Origin of the sequence: Mesorhizobium sp. L2C066B000, from assembly GCF_000502335.1 — a bacterium.
In the GTDB taxonomy this organism is placed as follows: Bacteria; Pseudomonadota; Alphaproteobacteria; order Rhizobiales; family Rhizobiaceae; genus Mesorhizobium.
Genome location: NZ_AYWZ01000009.1, coordinates 19,448 through 33,183 on the forward strand (window position 1 = coordinate 19,448; position 13,736 = coordinate 33,183).

At 64.3% G+C, this 13,736-nt stretch carries 8 protein-coding genes; 4 read left to right on the plus strand and 4 right to left on the minus strand.

The features are described 5' to 3' along the window. Positions 1-28 precede the first annotated feature (28 nt). Positions 29-907 carry a uracil-DNA glycosylase gene (locus X733_RS147150; protein ID WP_023692822.1) on the plus strand — a complete coding sequence of 293 codons (879 nt, stop codon included), beginning with the start codon at positions 29-31 and terminating at the stop codon, positions 905-907. 225 nt (positions 908-1,132) lie between these two features. Further along, positions 1,133-1,945, plus strand: a complete 813-nt coding sequence (locus tag X733_RS147145) for a helix-turn-helix transcriptional regulator (RefSeq protein ID WP_023819196.1) — start codon at positions 1,133-1,135, stop codon at positions 1,943-1,945. A gap of 19 nt (positions 1,946-1,964) precedes the next feature. On the opposite strand, the gene X733_RS147140 is transcribed toward X733_RS147145, so the two are convergent. Then, positions 1,965-2,867, minus strand: coding sequence for a DMT family transporter (locus X733_RS147140; protein ID WP_023687251.1), 903 nt, complete (start codon positions 2,865-2,867; stop codon positions 1,965-1,967). A gap of 419 nt (positions 2,868-3,286) precedes the next feature. Between X733_RS147140 and pepN the strand changes: the two genes are divergently transcribed. Both pepN and X733_RS147130 read left to right on the plus strand, forming a co-directional pair. After that, entirely contained in the window at positions 3,287-5,926 is a 2,640-nt protein-coding gene (gene pepN / locus X733_RS147135; RefSeq protein WP_023819197.1) for an aminopeptidase N, read from the plus strand. A 309-nt stretch (positions 5,927-6,235) separates the two neighbouring features. Then, the gene (locus X733_RS147130; RefSeq protein ID WP_023819198.1) at positions 6,236-8,557 is read left to right on the plus strand and encodes a PAS domain-containing sensor histidine kinase; all 2,322 of its coding nucleotides are present in this window, start codon (positions 6,236-6,238) and stop codon (positions 8,555-8,557) included. 104 nt (positions 8,558-8,661) lie between these two features. Here X733_RS147130 and X733_RS147125 read toward each other — a convergent pair whose 3' ends face one another. From X733_RS147125 to X733_RS147115, 3 genes are all read right to left on the minus strand, one after another. Beyond that, positions 8,662-9,135 carry a hypothetical protein gene (locus tag X733_RS147125; protein WP_023702181.1) on the minus strand — a complete coding sequence of 158 codons (474 nt, stop codon included), beginning with the start codon at positions 9,133-9,135 and terminating at the stop codon, positions 8,662-8,664. A 64-nt stretch (positions 9,136-9,199) separates the two neighbouring features. Then, on the minus strand, positions 9,200-12,166 hold the full coding sequence (locus tag X733_RS147120; RefSeq protein WP_031193586.1) for a bifunctional [glutamine synthetase] adenylyltransferase/[glutamine synthetase]-adenylyl-L-tyrosine phosphorylase: 2,967 nt from the start codon (positions 12,164-12,166) through the stop codon (positions 9,200-9,202). Next, entirely contained in the window at positions 12,166-13,641 is a 1,476-nt protein-coding gene (locus X733_RS147115) for a HAMP domain-containing sensor histidine kinase (RefSeq protein WP_023732020.1), read from the minus strand. The genes X733_RS147120 and X733_RS147115 overlap by 1 nt, the downstream gene beginning before the upstream one ends. Positions 13,642-13,736: the final 95 nt, after the last annotated feature.

Consider the following 13,736-nt stretch of genomic DNA (forward strand, 5'->3'; position numbering starts at 1 on the left):
CGTCTCTCGGCGGACGAATGTGCCCGGTATGACTGCCGCCTCCCCCAACAACCGATCCGACCTGGCCGAGTTGCTCGCCTTCTACGCCTCTGCCGGTGTCGACGAAGCGTTGGAGGACGCGCCGGTGAACCGGTTTGCCGGGGCAGCACCGAAGCGCCCCGAGCGCGCACCGGCGCCAGCCGCGCCGCCTCGCGAAAACAAGGCACCGGAACAAGCCACGGCAAGCCCTGGTCTGGATGCGAGCCGGGTGCCGGACGCGCCGGCGCGCTCCGTGCCGGCCACCGCGACGGTGCCCGACGAGGCGCAGGCGGCTCTTGCCCGGCAAATGGCGGCAAGCGCCTCGACGCTCGACGCGCTGCGCCAGCACATGGCGTCCTTCGACGGCTGCAACCTCAAATTCACCGCCAAGAACCTGGTCTTTGCCGACGGCAATCCGGAAGCGTCGGTGATGCTGGTTGGCGAGGCGCCCGGCCGCGACGAGGACATTGAGGGCCTTCCCTTCGTCGGCCGCTCCGGCAGACTGCTCGACCGCATGCTGGCGGCGATCGGGCTTGATCGCACCTCGGTCTACATCGCCAACGTCATTCCCTGGCGGCCACCCGGCAACCGCACGCCGACGCCGCACGAGACCGAAATCTGCCGTCCCTTCATCGAGCGGCAGATAGAGCTGGTCAATCCGAAGGTGCTGGTCAATCTCGGCGGCCCTTCGGCCAAAACCCTGCTCAACACTACCGAGGGCATCCTGCGCCTGCGCGGCAATTGGCAGGTGCACACGACGGTGTCGGGCACTGCCATTCCGGCCATGCCGACGTTGCACCCGGCCTATCTCTTGCGGACGCCGGCGCACAAGAAACTGGCGTGGCGGGATTTTCTCGAGGTGAAAGCGAAGTTGCGAGAGGTGGGGTGAGGCGCGCCTCTTCCTTCCACCCTTGTGGGGGAAGGTGGATCGGCGCGCAGCGCCGAGACGGATGAGGGGTGTTCCAGCGGAGTGAGACGTTGGCGTTCCCTGGAACACCCCTCATCCGACCGAGCTTCGCTCGGCCACCTTCTCCCACAGGGGGAGAAGGGAGAACCGCGCCAATGACCTCAGAGGTAATTGAAATACCGCCCGCCCCGGCCTACTCATCCTCCCATGACAACAGTCCAAACCTCCGCCGGCAGCCTGATCCGCGAATGGCGCACGCGCCGGCGCATGAGCCAGCTTGATCTCGCAATGGAGGCTGAGATTTCCCAGCGTCATCTCTCCTTCGTCGAAAGCGGCCGCGCCGCGCCATCGCGCGAGATGGTGCTGCATCTGGCCGAGCAGCTTGAGATTCCGCTGCGGCAGCGTAATCAGCTGTTGCTGGCTGCCGGCTTTGCCCCGAGCTTCAGCGAGCGGCCACTCACAGATACGACGCTGGCGCCGGCGCTTGCCGCGGTCGAGAGCGTGCTCAAAGGGCATGAGCCGTTCCCCGCCCTCGCCGTCGACCGGCACTGGAACCTGATTTCCGCCAATGCCGCCATCGGCCCGTTTCTGGCCGATGTTGCCGAGCCGTCGCTGCTCCAGCCGCCGGTCAATGTGCTGCGCCTCAGCCTGCACCCGAACGGCATCGCACCGCGCATCGTCAATCTCGCGGAATGGCGGGCGCATCTGCTGGAGCGGCTGAAACACCAGAACGATGCCGCCGGCGATCCCGTCCTGGTCGAGCTGGAGCGCGAATTGCGAACCTATCCGTCCGGGCTCAAGGGTGCGCGGCCGGTGCCGGTCGAGCCCAACGGCATCGTCCATCCGCTGCGGCTGGCGCATGGCGACCAGGTGCTGTCCTTCATCAGCACCATCACCGTCTTCGGCACGCCGCTTGACGTGACGCTGTCGGAACTGGCGATCGAGTCTTTCTTCCCGGCCGACGAGCAGACGCGAGCGGTGCTGGTGCGGCTGGCGAAGGAACGTGCGGAAGCTAACTGAGCCAACCCCGCGGACCTCCTCACCCCTGTGGTGGCGCTGCCTTGCGCGTTCGGGTGCGTTCCAGGCCGAGTTGGCGCTCGCGCCAGATGATGAACATGCCGGCGGCAACGACGATCACACCGCCGACGAGCGTGTTGATGGTGGCGATATCGCCAAAGGCGAAATAGCCGACGACCACGCCGAGGATCATCGAGGTGTATTCGAACGGCGCCACCACCGAAGCTTCGGCATGGCGGTACGCCGCCGTCATCAAAATCTGCGCCAGCCCGCCACAGAACCCTGCTGCGACCAGCAGACCGGCCTGCAGCGGCGTCAGCGCCTGCCAGCCGAAGGGCAGCGTAAGCAGCGCCATGACACTCGCCGTCGCCGAGAACCACAACACGATGGTCGCTGTTCGTTCAGTCTGGACAAGATTGCGCACGAGCAGGATGGCATTGGCGGAGATTGCTGCAGAAACAAGAGCAGCGATGACGCCCAGCACCTCCTGGTCGCCGAGCGCGACGCCCGACGTGAGCAGCGTCAGCTCCGGCCAGGAGATGATCAGCACGCCGACCAGACCGACCGCAACCGCGCTCCAGCGATAGACGCGAATGGCTTCGCCGAGGAATAGCGAGGAGAACACCACCACCAGCAAAGGCTGGGCATAGTTCAGCGTGATCGCCTCAGGCAGCGGCAGCCGGGTCAGCGCAAAGAAGCCGAGCCCCATGGCGCAAACGCCGACGACACCGCGCGCAATGTGGTTCAGCGGGCGTTTGGTGGCGAACGCCGTACCGAGTTTTCTCTTGAAGGCCAGGAAGGCGATGATCGGGAAGATGGCGAAGAAGGAGCGGAAGAAGACGATCTGGCCGGCCGGCAAAGTGCCGGCGGCCTTGATGCAGGTTTGCATGCCGACAAAGACTGCCACCGACATGACCTTGAGCATGATCCCGGTGAGAACATTAGAGCGCCGCGCGTCGTCTTCGACGCGTAAAGGACGCTCTGACACTTTAAATCTGCGCATCGTGCTTTCCAAAAATCAACATTGATTTTTGGGCCGATGCGCGCCGGGATGATCGGACAGTTTCCCGCCCGCTTCGTCTCCAGGCCCGGCTTTCACTGTTTTGTTGCTTCCCGGATCTCCGCTGAGATGCGCGTCGAACGACGCGGTACACAGGCGCCCATGCCGAACTTCGATCTGACGACGGTCATCAAGGCCTCACGATGATGGCGGAAGGGGAACGCCCCGAAATAGGCATTGGCGCAGTTTTGTCGAGTGACCGTTTCGTGTAAAGAGCGCGCAACTTTAGATTAATGGGCCAGGACACGTCAGCGGCTCCGATAGCGACAGGGAAACCCAAGGGAATGCGAACCGATACCGGCCAGGTCTTCAAGCTCGAAGACTACCGCCCCAACGACTTTTCCATCCCGCAAACCGGCCTCACCTTCCGCCTTTCGCCAGACGCAACGCGTGTCACCGCAGTGCTGACGATCGAACGCCGCGATGGCGCCGCCGCCTCGACGTCGCTGGTGCTGGACGGCGACGGGCTAGTGCTCAAGCGCATTGCCATCGACGGTCGCGAGCTTGCCCCGGCCGAGTATCTCGCCACGCCGGACCAGCTGACCATTTTGAGGCCGCCGGCCCGTTTCCAGCTGCTGCTCGAGACCGAGATCGCGCCGGCCAGCAATGAGGCGCTGATGGGCCTCTACCGCTCCAGCAATGTCTATTGCACGCAATGCGAGGCCGAGGGCTTTCGCCGCATCACCTATTTCCTCGACCGCCCCGACATCCTGTCGGTCTATACCGTGCGTATCGAGGCAAGGCTGGACGAAGCGCCGCTGTTGCTTTCCAACGGCAATCCGGTCGAAAGCGGCGGGCTTGCCGATGGCTGGCACTATGCTGAATGGCACGACCCCTTCCCCAAGCCGTCCTATCTGTTTGCGCTCGTGGCCGGCAATCTTGGCCAGGTCGCCGACAGTTTCGTCACCATGTCCGGCCGCAAGGTCGAACTCGGCATCTATGTCGAGCCAGGCAAGGAGGGGCTCGCCGGCTACGCCATGGACGCGCTCAAGCGCTCGATGCAATGGGACGAGAAAGCGTTCGGCCGCGAATACGACCTCGACGTCTTCAACATCGTCGCCGTTTCCGACTTCAACATGGGGGCGATGGAGAACAAGGGCCTAAATATCTTCAACGACAAGTATGTGCTGGCCGACCGGGAAACCGCCACCGATGCCGATTTCGCCAATATCGAGGCGATCATCGCGCATGAGTATTTCCACAACTGGACCGGCAACAGGATCACCTGCCGCGACTGGTTCCAGCTCTGCCTTAAGGAAGGGCTGACGGTTTTTCGCGACCATGAATTCTCAGCCGACCAGCGCTCGCGCGCGGTCAAGCGCATCGCCGAAGTGCGCACGCTGAGGGCGCACCAGTTCCCCGAGGACCAGGGACCGCTGGCGCATCCGGTGCGGCCGCGCCGCTACCGCGAGATCAACAATTTCTATACAGCGACGGTCTACGAAAAAGGCTCGGAAGTCGTGCGCATGATCCGCACTATCCTCGGGGCCGAGGCTTTCCGCGCCGGCATGGACCTCTATTTCGAGCGCCATGATGGCGAGGCCGCGACGATCGAGGACTTCCTGAAGGTGTTCGAGGACGCCTCCGGGCGCGACCTGTCTCAGTTCGCGCTCTGGTATAACCAGGCGGGCACGCCGAACCTGACCGTCAGTTCGACGCACAATCCGGCGACGCGCGAGTTTACGCTCGAGATCGAGCAGTCGGTGCCGCCGACACCCTCGGAGAGCCGCAAGCGCCTGATGCACATTCCGCTCGCCTTCGGGCTGGTCGGCGCGGGCGGTGAGCCGGTCGCCTATGATGGCGTCGAGGGAGCCACCGTCGAGGACGGCGTTATCCACATCCGCAAGCGCCGTCACATGGTGCGCTTCTCAGGCGTCGCCGAGCGGCCGGCGGTGTCGCTCAATCGCGGCTTTTCGGCGCCGATCACGCTTTCGGTCGAGCAGAAGGCCGACGACCAGTTCTTCCTCGCTGGCCATGACAGAGATGCCTTCGCGCGCTGGCAGGCGTTCAACACGCTGCTCACCGATGCGCTGATAGCGGCCTTCCGCCAGATCCTCGGCGGCGCGAAACCGGTTTTCACCGCCAGGCTGACCGGACTTGCCGGTAAGATCGCCGGCGACGAGACGCTGGAGCCTGCCTACCGGGCACTGGCGCTGTCACTTCCCGGCGAGGCCGACATTGCCCGCGACATCGGCACGAACATCGATCCCGACGCCATCTTTGCCGCTCGCCAAGCACTGGCGCTGGCAATCGCGCGCGCCAATCAGCAAACGTTCACCGACCTATACAGCCACCTCGCCGACGACGGGCCGTTCAGCCCGGATGCGGCCAATGCGGGACGCCGGGCGCTGCGCAACATCCTGCTCGACTACCTCTCGCTGCCGCCGGAAGGTGCTGCGCTCGCCGCCCGGCATTTCGAAACCGCGACCAACATGACCGACCGCGCCGCAGCGCTGACCGTCCTTGCGCACCGCCATGACGGTTCACCGGAGGCGACCAAGGCGCTGGCCGATTTCGAGGCGCGTTATGGCGCCGATCCGCTGGTCATGGACAAATGGTTCCAGATCCAGGCCAGCGTGCCGGGACCCCGGACAGTCGATACCGTACGCAAGCTGACTGGTCACGCAGCTTTCTCGATGGCCAATCCGAACCGGGTGCGCTCGCTGGTCGGCACATTCGCCAGCGCCAACCAGACCGGCTTCCACCGCGCCGATGGCGAAGGCTACCGGTTTTTTACCCAGACCGTACTCGAGGTTGAAAAACGCAATCCGCAAGTGGCGGCCAGGCTGGCGACAGCGCTGCGCTCGTGGCGCTCGCTGGAGCCGGGCAGGCAAGCCAAGGCCAGGGAAGCGCTGCTGGCCATCGCCGGTGCCGAGAACCTGTCGGCGGATTTGCGGGACATTGTGGAGCGAACGCTGGCCTGATCCCTCCCCCTTGAGGGGACGGTGGACAGCCGCCGAAGGCGGATGGACGGGTGGGGTCGTTGCGGCAGTGCGCGACCTCGACCAACTTCGACCGTGATTGAGAGAGTCGAGCGCTTCGCCGAGGACCCCACCCGGCCCTTCGGGCCACCCTCCCCTCAAGGCGAGGGATTTCAGCGTTATTTCAATCAATTTTTAATGTTTTTCGGCCGCGCCTCTGGACAAGGCGAATCACCTTTGATTCTTTACAGACGATTCGGATGTGCGGTGTTGCCGGATCGTCAAGCGTACGGAATTCGGGGAGTGCCATTTATGGCCAAGGCGGACGCGTGGGGCGCGCCCGAAGGGACGGCTTTTGAGCGGCGCAAGGCGCGAGGCGACGGCCTCGCCGGCAATACGCGGCTCATCGCTGAACCAGCCTACCGGCGGCTCCTGGCTGCCGAACCCCTTCTGCGCCGTTCGATACCGGCTCTCATCATCATCTTCCTGATCGTCATCGCCGCACTGCGCGTGCTGTCGCTGATGAACGAGCGCGACGAGGCCGAGCGCGACGGCAAGGCGGTGCTAGGTCTCGCCGCCGGCCAGATGGCGAACGCAATCTCGGCCGACCCGACCGCGGCATCCAGCGGTGCAATTGATCTTCTGGAAAGCACGAGCCGCCAGGGCGCCATGGGCAGAAGCCATGTGCTTGTGATCACCGACAGCGCCTTCAAGATCATTGCCGTGTCGCCGCTGTCGACCGGCTGGCAAGGGCGATCGCTGGACAGCCTGGTGCTGGACGGCCAGCCGCTGTTCATGTTCGGCGACCGCGCCGGGGTCATGGATGTCAGCATCGGCGGCCAGGACTGGTACGCGGCGGTGAGCCTGACCCGGGACCGCAAGAACGCCGCCGCCGTGCTGGTGCCGCAGGAAGCGGCGTTCGACAACTGGCGCAAGACCGTCTCGCTCAACGTCACGCTGTTTGTGCTGACAGCCGGCGTGCTGATCATCATCCTCTACGCCTATTTCGGCCAGGCATCGCGCGCCCAGACAGCCGACCGCATCTATCTCGAAGCCCATCAGCGCATCGACATGGCGCTGGTTCGCGGTCGCTGCGGCCTGTGGGACTGGGACATGGTGCGCGGCAAGATGTACTGGTCGCGCTCGATGTACGACATGCTGGGCTACGAGCCCTGCAACTCGATGCTGTCGTTCGGTGAGGTCGACGACATCATCCACCCCGAGGACGGCGACCTGTTCGGGCTGGCCAACAAAATCGTCGAGCGCGAGATCGACCATATCGACCAGGTGTTCCGGATGCGTCACGCCGACGGCCAGTGGGTGTGGATGCGCGCCAGGGCCCAGGTGATCGACCCGGAAGCGCCTGAGATCCAGCTGATCGGCATTGCCGTCGACGTCACCGAGCAGCGGCATCTGGCGCTGCGCTCGGAGGCGGCCGACCTGCGCCTGCGGACCGCGATCGAAAACATCAACGAATCCTTCGTGCTGTGGGATGCCGCCCAGCGCCTGATCATGTGCAATTCCAAATACCAGAAGGACAACGGCCTGTCAGACCGCGACGTCATGCCGGGCGCTGCGCGCGCCGTGCTTGAAGAGCGCATGCTGGCCTTCGCCTCTGAACGGCGGCTGGCCAACACCAACGGGCCGCAAGGGGGCGCAACCTTCGAGCGGCAGCTCTCCGACGGCCGCTGGCTGCAGGTCAACGAACTGAGGACCCGGGACGGCGGCACGGTCTCCGTCGGCTCCGACATCACCCAGATCAAGCTGCACCAGGAAAAGCTGGTCGACAGCGAGCGCCGGCTGATGGCGACCATCCACGACCTCAGCCTCGCCCGCCGGGCCGAGGAAGAGCGCGCCAAGGAACTGGTCGAGCTCAACCGCGAATATATGAAGGAAACCGAGCGCGCCGAGGCCGCCAATCGGGCCAAATCCGAATTCCTGGCCAACATGTCGCACGAGCTGCGCACGCCGCTCAACGCCATCATCGGGTTCTCCGAACTGATGGAACAAGGCCTGTTCGGGCCGCTCGGTTCGCCGCGCTACGAGGAATATGCCAACGACATCAACGGCAGCGGCAAATATCTGCTGGGCGTCATCAACGACATACTCGACATGTCGAAGATCGAGGCCGGCCAGTTCTCGATGGACCGCGAGGAAATCGATCTCTGCCCGCTGATCCGCGAGACGGTGCGGGTAATCTCGCTGCAGGCGGCGGAGAAATCGATCACGGTCGAAACCCGCATCGCCGATACGATGACGCTGTTCGCCGACCGCCGGGCGATCAAGCAGATCGCCATCAACCTTCTGTCGAATGCGGTGAAGTTCACCGGCCAGGGCGGCCATATCTCGGTGCGCGCGCGCAACACGTCAGGCGCGCTGGTGCTGACCATCGAGGACAATGGCTGCGGCATTCCCAAAGAAGCGCTAAGCAAGCTCGGCCGCCCCTTCGAACAGGTGCAGAACCAGTTTTCGAAGAACCACGCCGGCTCCGGCCTCGGCCTTGCCATCTCGCGCTCGCTGGCCGAGTTGCAAGGAGGAGCGCTGAAAATCCGCTCGATCGAAGGCGTCGGCACGATCGTGTCGGTGCGCATTCCGGTGAAGAAGGCGCAGCCGGCGGTGAAGGCGGCGGCCTGACGGCCCGCCAATGCGAGCGGTGCTCTCCGCCGCGTTCAAGGACTGAGTAGCCGCGGTCATGTAAGGGCTCCGGCGGCTTTCGCCGCCGGAGACATATCGCCATTTCACTCCATGCTGTCGTCGCCGCCGTCCCATTGGTGGTGGCGGCCCATGCGGCCTTTCTTTGGCAGTTCGTTGCGCTCGATCTTGCCGTCATTGTTGCGGTCGAGCATGGCAAACACCTTCTTCTCGCGCCCGGTGATGTCGTCCGTGGTCAGCGTGCCGTCGCCCTTGCTGTCGTAGCGGGCAACTATGCGCTTGGCCATTTCCTCGAACCGCGCCTTCTCCAGGGCGTCAGCGAGCTGGGCGACTGTCAGCTTGCCGCCATTATCGGCGACCAGCTTCTTCAGCCGCGCGTTCATGGCGTCGGAAAACTGGTCGAAGCTGATGGTGCCGTTGGAATCCTTCATCGCCTTGTCGAGGCGCATCATCGCGCCCTCGCGCATTCTGGCGCTGGCATTGTTCTCGGCATAGGCGGTGGTGCCAACGGCGCCGGCAAGCGCGACGAAGGCAAGGGCAAGTCCGGTTGTCTTTCTCATGGGTATCTCCTGTTGCATCGTCACCCCCGATGCGATCCGAAACAGCCGCCAGCGCTTCACGCCCTCACGACCGTTTCGTACGAAGCAAAAGGTTGAAATCCTTTCTGACCTTTTGCGACGTTTCCTTGAGATGTGCTTCCAGCACACCGAAATCCGGCAGGTCAGTCACCGCCAGAAGCAGATCCGACAATCCCGGCGGAGCGTCATCGCGTTCGAATGCGCCGGTGAGGCAAAGCCGCGTCATCTGGGTCAGTGCCAGATAGAGTTGGTAGGCTTCGCAAAGCTGCTGCCTGACGTCAGCCTCGGCGAAATCCGGCGACAGATGCGCCAGGATTTCGCCGGTCGCGGTCACCCTGCGGCCGGCTTCGACCTGCCCGGTTATAACCGCCACCTGCGCGATGAATTCGAGGTCGATGAGGCCGCCGGAGATGAGCTTGATGTCCCAGAGATCGCGCGGCGATTTTTCCTTCTCGATCAGCGCGCGCATCTCGGATGCCTCCGCCCTCACCTTGGCGGCGTCGCGCGGCAAGGCCAGAAGTGCCGCCACCTCGGCCTCGACCTCGGCGCAAAGGGCCGCGTCGCCGCCGATGGCGCGCCCCCGGGCCAGCGCCATGTGCTCCCAGGTCCAGGCCTCCTGGCGCTGGTATTTCTTGAAGGCATCGATGTGGGTGGCCACCGGCCCCTTGTTGCCGGATGGCCGCAAGCGCAGGTCGAGCTCGTAGAGAACGCCTTCGGCGGTCGGCGCCGAGACAGCCGCGATCAGCCGCTGCGTCATCCTGGTATAGTAGTGCGATGGTGCGAGCGGCTTGTCGCCGTCGGACTCGTCGGCATTCGCGTCGTGGTCGTAGAGCAGAATGAGGTCGACATCGGAGCCGGCGGTGAGCTCGCGGCTGCCGAGTTTGCCCATGCCGAGCAGCGACACGGTGCCGCCGGCGATGCGGCCATGACGCAGCGCGAATTCGGTGGTCACCGCCTGCAATGCGGCGTCGATGGTGAGGTCGGCGAGATCGGAAAAGGCGCGGCCGGCGCGCGCCGGGTCGATCGAGCCGGCGAGCAGCCTGACACCGATCAGGAATTTCTGCTCGGAGGCAAAGATGCGCAAACGGTCGAGCACGTCCTCATAAGCCCGGTCGCCTTCGATGAAAGCGGCCAACCGCGCTGAGAGATAGGCTCGGTTGGGCAGTTCGGCGAGCAGCGCCGGGTCGAGCAGACCGTCGAAGACATGCGGGCGCCTTGTGATGATTGCCGCCAGCCGAGGCGCGGCGCCCATGATCGTCGCCATTAGTTTCAGCAGGGCGGGATTCGACTGCAGCAGCGAAAACAGCTGGATGCCGGCGGGCAGGCCGGCGAGGAATTCGTCGAAGCGAACCAGCGCCTCGTCGGCCCGGCGCGTCTGGCCGAAGGCTTTGAGCAGCGCCGGCGTCAGTTCGGTCAGCCGCTCGCGCGCTTCCGCAGACTGGGTGACGCGGTAGCGGCCGAAATGCCAGCCTCGAATCACGCGGCAGATGTCGCTTGGCCGCTGGAAGCCAAGGCCGTGCAAGGTCTGCAGCGTGTCGGGATCGTCGACATCGCCGGTGAAGACCAGATTGCCGACGCCGGCCGACAATTCAGGCGCGGTCTCGAACAGCGCGGCGTAATGGCGCTCGACCTCATGCAAAGCCGCGCGAAAGGTTTCGGCAAATCTGGCGGCATCGGCAAAGCCCAGCATATGGGCGATGCGTTCCAGCCCCTCATCATCGTCGGGCAGAATATGCGTCTGCTCGTCGGCGACCATCTGGATGGCGTGTTCGACGCGGCGCAGAAACCAATATTGCTGCGTGAGCGCGTCGCGTGCATCGGCGGTGATCCAGTTGCGCGCGGCCAGCGCACCCAGCATCGGCACCGTCTCGCGGCCGCGCAGCTCCGGAAAACGGCCGCCGGCGATCAGTTGCTGGGTCTGGACGAAGAACTCGATTTCGCGAATGCCGCCGCGGCCGAGCTTGACGTTGTGTCCTTTGACCGCGATCTCGCCATGACCCTTGTGGGCATGGATCTGGCGCTTGATCGAATGAACGTCGGCGATCGCCGCATAGTCCATGTATTTGCGCCAGACATAGGGCTGCAATTCCCGCAGGAACGCATCCCCGGCATCGAGATCGCCGGCCACGGGACGCGCTTTGATCATGGCGGCGCGCTCCCAGTTCTGGCCTCGCGCCTCATAGTAGCGAAGTGCTGCCTCGACCGGGATCGCCAGCGGCGTCGAGCCTGGATCGGGACGAAGCCTCAAATCGGTGCGGAAGACATAGCCGTGCCCGGTGCGGTCCTGCAGGATGCGGACCAGCCTGCGGGTCAGGCGCGCAAACAGCTCGGTGGCGTCCAGCGGATCGACGATCGCCGGCGCATCCGGATCGAAGAAGACGACGAGGTCGATGTCGGAGGAGAAATTCAGTTCATGCGCGCCAAGCTTGCCCATGCCGAGCAGGATCCAGCCGGATTGCCGTGACGGATTTTCGGGATCGGGCAATTTGAGCTTGCCCTGGCTGTGCGCGTCGCGCAGCAGGAAGTCGACCGCCGCGCAGGTACAGGCATCGGCGAGATTGCTGAGGCGCCTTACCGTCAGCGCGGTATCGGCCTCGCCGGAGAGGTCTGCAAGTGCGATCAGGAAGTGAGCTTCACCCTTCCACTGCCTGAGTTCCATCATCAGGCTGGATTCGGAAACGGTCTCGGCAAAGGCGGCCTTGCCGATCGCTTCGGCAATGCTGGTCAGCCTGGCCTCGACACCGTCATCAAACAGCGCGTCGAGGATTTGCGGCCGGCGGCGCGCGACATCGCGGAGGAAGGGCGAGAGATCGAAGACGGCAGCGAGAAACTCCTGTGCGGCGCCCTTGCCCCCTAGAAATTTCGCCAGACGCGGCAGGTTCTCGTCCTTGGCATCGCCAGCGATCTCCGACAGTTCACGCCGGGCGCGAGTCTCATCCAGCGGCGCGAGCTGCGCCGCCAGTTGCAGGCGCCATTCGGTCTCGATCCGTTTCGCAGCCATCCTCACCGCCATCAATGGTCCTCCCGCGCCGGGAAGCTCATGATAACGGACAATCCGGGATTGGCAGGCAGAAGTTCAAGCCGGCCATTGTGAAAAGTCATGATCGCCTTGGCGAGGCTGAGACCAAGGCCTGATCCCGGCTGGGAGCGGCTCTTTTCCAGCCGCACGAAGCGCTCGGTCGCCCTGGCGCGGTCGGCGTCATCGGGGATGCCATGGCCATTGTCCGAAACGGAAAGGCGGATTTCGTGACCGACGCGCTGCAGGGCTACGCGCACGGCAGGCTTTTCCGCCGCATCGGTCGAGTATTTGATGGCGTTGTCGACGATGTTCGACAGTGCCTGGCCGATCAGCTCGCGGTTGCCATCGACGGAAAAATCCCCGTCCGCGGCAGTTTCGAGCACCACGCCAGCCTCCTCCGCCACCGGCTCATAAAGCTCGACAACGTCACGGACGGCGGCGGCGAGATCGACCTTGCTGGTGCTCTCCGAGGAATAGCCGGCCTCCAGCCTGGAGATCATCAGGATGGCGTTGAAGGTTTTTATCAGCTGGTCGGATTCGGCGATGGTGCCTTCCAGCGCCTGCCGGTAGTCGGTGGTCTTGTGCTTGCCCGAAAGTGTCGCCTCAGCGCGGTTGCGCAGTCTGGTCAGCGGCGTCTTCAAATCATGGGCGATGTTGTCGGAGACCTGCTTCAGCCCTTCGTTGAGCGTCGCTATCCTGGCCAGCATGGTGTTGAGGTTTTCCGACAGGCGGTCGAACTCATCGCCGGCGCCGGTCACCGGCAGCCGTCCCGTGAGATCGCCGCCCATGATGCGGCGGCTTGCCTCCGAGACGCTGTCGATGCGCTTCAGCGCGGCGCGGCCGACAAGGAACCAGATCAGCAGCCCGCCCAGGCCCATCATGCCCAGCGCCAGCATCAGGGCGCGGCGGACGACGGCGCGGAAGCGCTCGGGCTCGCCGAGATCGCGGCCGACCAGCATGATCATCTGGTTGGGCAGCCGCAGCACCAGCGCGATGGCGTTGTGGCCCTTCTCGCCCTCGGACTGAATTTCGGTCTCGCCGGGCTGCGCGCCATTCGGGTCAGAAGCCTGGTTGCGCTGCCGTTCGAGCTCACCTTCGCCGAAACGGCGATAGGAGAAGGGTTCGGTCGTCCAGCCATCGCTCTCGAGCACCCCCGGTGCCAGGCTCTGCACGTTGCCGGTGAGGATCTGGCCGTTGACGTCGGCAATGAGATAGAGGTTGGCGCCGGGCTGGCGCGAGCGCTGCTCGACGACGCGCACCAGCCGCGGCAGGCCGCCGCTCTGATAGGCACGGGCGAGGCCGAGCACCTCGTCATTGATGGTCTGCTGGGTCTGGCCGGTCAGCATGCGGGCCGACAACGACGTCATGTAGAAGACCAGCAACACGGCACATAGCGCGAAAAGCAGGAAATAAAGCGCTGAAAGCCGCGCCGCCGTCGTCCTCATGATGGCCGGCAGGGAAAGGGCCATCGAGTTCTAGCTCATGATGAGATTTGGCTGAAATCTCATCATGACCTACCCCTTTGTTGGAGCATGATCTTCTCCAAAAACCGGTACCTACTTTT

Excerpts from the sequence above, each read along its gene's own strand:
- X733_RS147150 (WP_023692822.1), top strand. The coding sequence starts at position 29 with ATGACTGCCGCCTCCCCCAACAACCGATCCGACCTGGCCGAGTTGCTC.
- X733_RS147145 (WP_023819196.1), top strand. The coding sequence starts at position 1,133 with ATGACAACAGTCCAAACCTCCGCCGGCAGCCTGATCCGCGAATGGCGC.
- X733_RS147140 (WP_023687251.1), bottom strand. The coding sequence starts at position 2,867 with ATGCTCAAGGTCATGTCGGTGGCAGTCTTTGTCGGCATGCAAACCTGC.
- pepN (WP_023819197.1), top strand. The coding sequence starts at position 3,287 with ATGCGAACCGATACCGGCCAGGTCTTCAAGCTCGAAGACTACCGCCCC.
- X733_RS147130 (WP_023819198.1), top strand. The coding sequence starts at position 6,236 with ATGGCCAAGGCGGACGCGTGGGGCGCGCCCGAAGGGACGGCTTTTGAG.
- X733_RS147125 (WP_023702181.1), bottom strand. The coding sequence starts at position 9,135 with ATGAGAAAGACAACCGGACTTGCCCTTGCCTTCGTCGCGCTTGCCGGC.
- X733_RS147120 (WP_031193586.1), bottom strand. The coding sequence starts at position 12,166 with ATGGCGGTGAGGATGGCTGCGAAACGGATCGAGACCGAATGGCGCCTG.
- X733_RS147115 (WP_023732020.1), bottom strand. The coding sequence starts at position 13,641 with ATGGCCCTTTCCCTGCCGGCCATCATGAGGACGACGGCGGCGCGGCTT.